The 4,605-nt window shown below is 70.5% G+C and carries 6 protein-coding genes; all 6 read right to left on the reverse strand.

The features are described 5' to 3' along the window. A partial coding sequence (locus FV229_RS25350) for an FTR1 family protein (protein ID WP_187275285.1) occupies window positions 1-351 on the reverse strand: 351 nt, incomplete at its 3' end. 38 nt (window positions 352-389) lie between these two features. Then, a complete protein-coding gene (locus FV229_RS25355) occupies window positions 390-1,793 on the reverse strand; it encodes a 4Fe-4S binding protein (RefSeq protein WP_147754578.1) in 1,404 nt (467 codons plus the stop codon). A gap of 3 nt (window positions 1,794-1,796) precedes the next feature. Then, the gene (locus FV229_RS25360) at window positions 1,797-2,144 is read right to left on the reverse strand and encodes a cupredoxin domain-containing protein (RefSeq protein WP_147754579.1); all 348 of its coding nucleotides are present in this window, start codon (window positions 2,142-2,144) and stop codon (window positions 1,797-1,799) included. Between the two features lie 2 nt (window positions 2,145-2,146). Then, a complete protein-coding gene (locus FV229_RS25365; protein ID WP_238272109.1) occupies window positions 2,147-2,695 on the reverse strand; it encodes an iron transporter in 549 nt (182 codons plus the stop codon). A gap of 187 nt (window positions 2,696-2,882) precedes the next feature. Then, window positions 2,883-3,467, reverse strand: coding sequence for a HupE/UreJ family protein (locus FV229_RS25370; RefSeq protein WP_147754581.1), 585 nt, complete (start codon window positions 3,465-3,467; stop codon window positions 2,883-2,885). 82 nt (window positions 3,468-3,549) lie between these two features. Next, window positions 3,550-4,605: aldo/keto reductase (locus FV229_RS25375; protein WP_210246627.1), on the reverse strand; the 1,056-nt coding region annotated here is incomplete at its 5' end.

Here is a 4,605-nt window from a genome sequence, read left to right on the forward strand (position 1 = left end):
CGCCAGCGCCGCCGCGGTGCGCCGCCCGGAGCGGACCGCCTCGCCCGCCGCCCGCAATTCGCCGGCGAGCTCGCGTCCGTGGGCCGCCATCCAGGTGTTGTGCCAGACCAGCATCAGCACGGCGACGATCAGCACGGCGGCGTTGAGCAGGTCCTGCCCCGCGCCCTCGAACGCGTCCGAGATCTTTTCCGCGAACAGCGCGACGAGGGCGGCGCCGGCCAGGCCCCCGACGATGCCGAGGGCGACCCAGCGGCCGCGCCCGGGGATGCCGCGGGTGGCCGCCAGCACGATCGAGATGATGAGGCCCGCCTCGATGACCTCGCGGAAGGCGATGACGAAGGCTCCGATCATGCGGATATCCCGGCTTTCGCGTTGAGGAAGCGCGCGCGCTACCAGATCCAGAAGAGAAGCGCCCAGTTCGCGACCGCGAGGCCGGCTGCGGCGCCGATGCAGAGGGTGGCCGCGACCCGGCGCGGGCCGGCGGCCGACAGCCCGGCGATCCGCCAAGCCAGCCACAGGCTCCACAGGCTCGCCCCGGCGAGCAGGCCGGCGCGGACCTCGTTCACGTAGGGCAGGGCGATGCCTTCGCCACGCAGGAACGAGACCGTGAGCGCCGAGAGGCCGAGGAAGACGCCGCAGCCGGCGATCGGGATCAGCGCCTGCGTCAGGTGGTGGAACCGGGTCATCGACCACGGCCCGGCCGCGCGGGTGGCCAGCGCCACCAGCGCGGTGAGCGCCAAGCCGATCCCGAGGCAGGCGGCGCCGACGTAGGCGAGCAGCATCGCGCCGTCGAGGAGGGTGAGCACGTCGTTGTGCTCGGGGTAGTTCGTCAGCACGAACCACGGCGCCGAGGTCTCCAGCGGCCAAGTCACGCCGCGCTCGATCAGCCAGGTGGCGAGCCACTGCTTGCCGTCGACGTACCAGGGGCTCGACGACCACTGGAACGCGCCGACGGCGAGACCCATCATGCCGAACAGGATCAGCACGGTCTGGTCGAGCGACGGCTCGTCGCCGGCCACGTGCACGATCTCGTGGTTGGGCGAGCGGCGGGCGAGACGCACGGCCCCGCGATAGCCGCTGCAGCGCCCGCACATGTGGCAGGCGCCCGATCCCCGCATGGTCTTGACCGCCACGAGCGGCGCGCAGTTGAAGCCGTCGGCCCGGAGCGGCTTCGGCGAGGCGCTCCAGGCGGCGCCGTCGACCTGGAAGCTCACCGGCGCGAGCTTCGAGAGCACCGCGAACACGCCGTTGACCGGGCAGAGGTAGCGGCACCACACCCGCTTGTTGCGCCCGTAGACGGCGCCGACGAGGATCGCCGCCACGGTCGAGCCGCCAAGCACGGCGAGCACCGGCTTCGGGTAGCCGTAGACGCTGACCATCTGGCCGTAGACCGTAGTGCCGGCGAACGCCAGGAACGGCCATCCACCCCAGGTGATCCAGCGCGGCACGGCGCGGCCGAGGCTCCAGCGGCTGGCGAACTCGGTGAGCGTGCCTTCGGGGCACAGGACCCCGCACCATGCGCGGCCGGCCACCACCATGCTGACCAGCACGAACGGCCACCAGACGCCCCAGAACGCGAACTGCGCCAGCAGCGTCAGGTTCGACCAGAGGTGCGCGGAGCGGTCCGGCAGCGGCAGGAAGGCGGGCACGGCGACGAGCACGACGTAGACGCCGACCACAACCCACTGGATGCCGCGCAGCACGCCGCCGTGCCGGCGGAGCCAGTCGCCGAAGGCGGCGAGGCGTGCGTCGATCCAGGCCTCCCGGCCGGGGCTGAGGGTCGCGCCGGCCACCGGCTACTTCGCCACCGGATCCTTGGCCACCAGCGTCGCCTTCGCCTCCGGATGGAAGTCGTCGAAGACGTCGTAGCTGCCCGGATCGAGGGTGCGGAAGATGATCGACGAGGTCGAGCCGGCGGCGAGCGCCTTCTCGCGCTTCAGCTCGAGGCTTTCGAACTCCACCGGCGAGGCGCCGGTGTTCGAGATCTCCAGCTTGAAGCGGGTCTTGGCCGGAACCTCGATGATCGCGGGAAGGATCACCCCGTCCTTCATCTCGACCTTGATCACCGGCATGTCGTCGGCGCGCGCCGCGAGCGGTGCGAGGAGGAGCGCGCAGAGGGCGAGGAGGCTGGTCGCTGTCCGCATCCTCAATACGCGCCCTTCTTGCCGATGCCGGCGAAGGTGAAGTCCTGGGTGACGTCGAACGGCTTGAACCACTCGGCCACCCCGGTTTCCTTGTCGACGTGGCGGCCGAAATGCGCGTGCGGCCCGGGGGGCGCCACGGTGAGCTTCAGGCGGTAGCGCCCGGGCCCGAACAGCTTGACGTTGTCGCCGTAATGCGGGCCGTCGTTGGCGACCATGCCCATCAGCGCGCCCGCCACCTTCTGGTCGGTGGGCTTGTCGCCGTCGAGCTTCACCACCTCGAAGGTGACGGCCAGGAAGGGCACGAAGTCGCCCTCGGCGAACCCGTTGCGGTTGTCCTTGGCCGCGCGGATGTCGGCCTCGAGGTGCAGGTCGGACTGCGCCGCCGCGCGCATCATGTCGGGCGGGTCCATCTCGATCGGCTGCAGGTACACCGCCGCGACCTCGAGACCGTTCTGGGTCACGTGAGGCCCGACGGGGATCTCCTTGGCGACCGCGGAGGCGGCGAGCAGGGGAAGGGCCAGCAGGGGGAGGAGGAGACGGTGCGCGCGCATGGGGAGCATCGCATACCCGGCCGCGCCGAAATTGGAAGAGGCATGTTCGTCACATGCTCAAATCATAATCGTTCCAAACTAGCAGGATTACAGTCGAGGTTTGGAAAACTCCGCGATCCTGAAAGATGAACCGTAGATCTCGTGCGGCGAAACTCCGGCGGGTTCCTGGCCCGCCGGAGGTCTCGACTTAGAAATGGCTCGCGAGCAGCGCGACGCCGAGGACGGCGACCGTGCCGCCGAGCATGGGAGCCATGACCGTACGGCGGGTTCCGGCCGCGACCAGGCCGAGGCCGAGCCCGACGGCGTGGAGCAGGGCGGTGCCGGCGAGGAAGCCGAGTCCGTAGACGAGGCCGGAGGCGGTCTCGGGCATCTCGGCGCCGTGGGCGTAACCGTGGAAGACGGCGAAGCCGCCGACGAGGGCACCGAGCGCGGCGAGCGGCAGCCGAAGCCCGAACACCGCCGCGAGGCCGAAGGCGACGACCGAGAGGGCGATCCCGGCCTCGGCCAGCGGCAGCGCGAACCCGGCCATGCCGAGCCCCGCGCCCACCGCCATCAGCGCGAGGAAGGAGGCCGGCAGCGCCCACAGGGCCCGTCCGCCCCGCAGGCCCGCGAGCAGCCCGACCGCGACCATAGCGAGGACGTGGTCGGCCCCGCTCACCGGGTGCAGGAAGCCGTGGACGAGGCCCGCGGCCTCGCCGTGGCCGGGATGGGCGAATGCCGCCTGCGGCAGCAGGACGAGGGCGGGAAGTGCGAGGGCGGCGAGGCGCTTCATGGTGTGTCCTGACGGTAGGGTCGGATCGATCATCGAAGGGATAGGCGGCGGGCGCCAGCGGTCACCGACACCCTGGCAAAAATCACTCCATCGTCGGGGCGAGGGTCTTCACCCCCGGGACGTCCTCCCCGAGCCACGCCGCGTTCTTGGCGGTGCCGTCGAAGGTCGCGCTGGTCTTGAACAGCTCGTACTTGCCTTCCAGCGCGTAGGGCCGGCTGCGCCCGAGCAACTCGGCCACCGCCGCCTTGTCCATCGGCCGGAACGTCTTCACCGCCTCGAAGGCCTGATCGAGGTCGCGCTGGCTCTGGATGCCGGTGATCAGCACCGAGACCGGCAGGTTGAGGCCGAAATGCAAGTACTCGATCGGCTCGATCGGCGCGTCGCTCTTCAGGATGACGCCGTCGCCGAAGGTCTTCATGCCCAGCGCCGCGATGCCGTTCTGGACGAGGTAGGGCAGCACGAGGTGGCCGAACGAGCGGAAATGCGCGTCCATGACGTTGAGCGGCATCTGCACCGAATCGAACTGGAACCCGCGCTCGTGGGCGACCTCCAGCATCTGCAGGTGGATGCGCGGGTCCTTGTGGCCGGTGAAGCCGATGTAGCGCAGCTTGCCCGCCTTCTTGGCCTCGACGAAGGCCTCCATCGCGCCGCCCTCGGCGAAGACCCGGTCGGGGTCGTCGTAGCGCAGGATCTCGTGGTGCTGGACGAGGTCGATCCGGTCGGTGCGCAGGCGGTGCAGCGAGGCGTCGATCTGCTTCGTCGCCTCCTCCTTGGTGCGCCCGTCCATCTTGGACATCAGGAACACCTTGTCGCGCCGGCTGCCGTCCTGCAGCGCCGCGCCCATGCGCAGCTCGGAGCGGCCCTCGTTGTAGTCCCAGCAATTGTCCATGAAGGTGATGCCGCGCTCGATCCCCTGGTGGATCAGCCGCGTCGCCTCGTCGTCCGTCACCGCGCTCTTGCCGAGGTGGAACCCGCCCATGCCGATGGCCGAGATCTTGTCGGAATGCCGGCCGAAGGACCGGTAGAGCATCTCGCCGCGGCGCTCGCCCGGATCGGTGACGAGGGGGAGGCTCGCGGGATCGGACGGCCGGTTGCCGGGCAGGGCCGCCGGGTCGACGGCCGCGGAGGCGCCGCCACC

The sequence above is a fragment of the Methylobacterium sp. WL120 genome (assembly GCF_008039465.1).
In the GTDB taxonomy this organism is placed as follows: Bacteria; Pseudomonadota; Alphaproteobacteria; order Rhizobiales; family Beijerinckiaceae; genus Methylobacterium; species Methylobacterium cerastii.